The sequence below is a fragment of the uncultured Ligilactobacillus sp. genome, assembly GCF_948826705.1.
In the GTDB taxonomy this organism is placed as follows: Bacteria; Bacillota; Bacilli; order Lactobacillales; family Lactobacillaceae; genus Ligilactobacillus.
Window position 1 is genome coordinate 1 of record NZ_CAQLEL010000059.1, and the last position, 1,288, is coordinate 1,288.

At 39.1% G+C, this 1,288-nt stretch carries 3 protein-coding genes; all 3 read left to right on the forward strand.

The annotated features are described in order from the left end of the window. Window positions 1-306 (forward strand): DUF1828 domain-containing protein (locus Q9Q35_RS03240; protein ID WP_304652110.1); only part of this gene is annotated, 306 nt, incomplete at its 5' end. 81 nt (window positions 307-387) lie between these two features. After that, window positions 388-762: a helix-turn-helix transcriptional regulator gene (locus Q9Q35_RS03245; protein WP_238145368.1), complete on the forward strand. Its 375-nt coding sequence runs from the start codon at window positions 388-390 to the stop codon at window positions 760-762. 164 nt (window positions 763-926) lie between these two features. Continuing rightward, window positions 927-1,288, forward strand: a 362-nt coding sequence (locus Q9Q35_RS03250; protein ID WP_304652111.1) for a hypothetical protein, incomplete at its 3' end; no start/stop codon positions are given.

The window sequence follows — 1,288 nt, forward strand, 5'->3', positions numbered from 1 at the left end:
GAGATAATCACAGGCGCATCAGATGTACTGTGGGATAATATAACATTTGTGGTGATTGATGACAAAATGTTGTCCGATGATGGCTATACGTATGTTAACGCTGGCCTTAACGGTGTTGAGGAGCGATGGAACGAAGAAACGATAAGTGAAATCGTTCTTAAATATGGTTGTAAGTTGCACGACAGAAAAATTGCACACAAGATTTTTGGCGATAATATCGAAGGAGCAACAATGGCAATGATACAGGCTGTAACTGCAGTTGAAACGTACTTGTATTTTATGAATGCAACGGAGGGTGACAAATGACAGGAAAGAAACGCAGTCGCAAGCGTGACAAGCGCAAACGACGTCAGAAGAAATTAGAACGAGCGAAGGAGCGTGCACAAGTTGAGAAACAGAATTAGAGAGATAAGACTTGAAAAAGGTATCAGTCAGCAAAAATTAGCTGATGAAATTGGCGTTACTAGACAAGCTATTTCATTATTTGAAAAAGGTGATAGGGATCCTAAACTTGAAACATGGATAAAGCTAGCTGATTATTTCGGTGTATCGGTCGGTTATCTGCAAGGTATCGAAGAGCAGTCTACAACTGATATTCAAAACCAGAAGCGGTGGAATGAGAGAGAACGATCGTTTTTAAAAGCTTTACGTGAGTCGTATATGCTTGATGGATCATGGGAAGATTTAGCACAGACTTTTAAACGGGAATGGCATAAACACGAGTTAGAAGAATGGAGCGTGCAGGCCAATGCTCGTGATTAAGTGGCTGATGCTGATAGCGTTCATGCTATTTATGAGCGTTATCGCATTTGCGAATGATGAAAAATGAAAAAAGTGGCTATTTTTAACAATAGGCGGTAGGTTTTAGCACCGAATAATCAAAAAAAGCGCTTTTTTGAATAATACAAATTTGGAGAGTTAACAAAATGACAGAAGAAAAAGATTTTTGGATCAACAAAGCTGAAGTATATGCCTTAAGTAATGCTGAAGGAACGGCATATAAAGTGAAGCAAGAGATGATGAACAAAAGAGGCTGGTACAAGCTGGCCAGCAATGAAGAGATCATTAAACGGGTGGTGCTAACTCCCGAAGAAGCTGAATGGTTTGATAAAAATAGAAGATTACCGTCTCTGGACCACAATATTAACCTAGAGTTTTTTAGCAGGTTGGCTGAACAGGCTACAAAATATCCAGAGATTGACCGATGGGCTTTTACAAAAAGAATTATGCGGGCTTACGTCTTAGGTAATTATGTGGTCAAAGAGAGAAAGTATTATATCAAACTGAA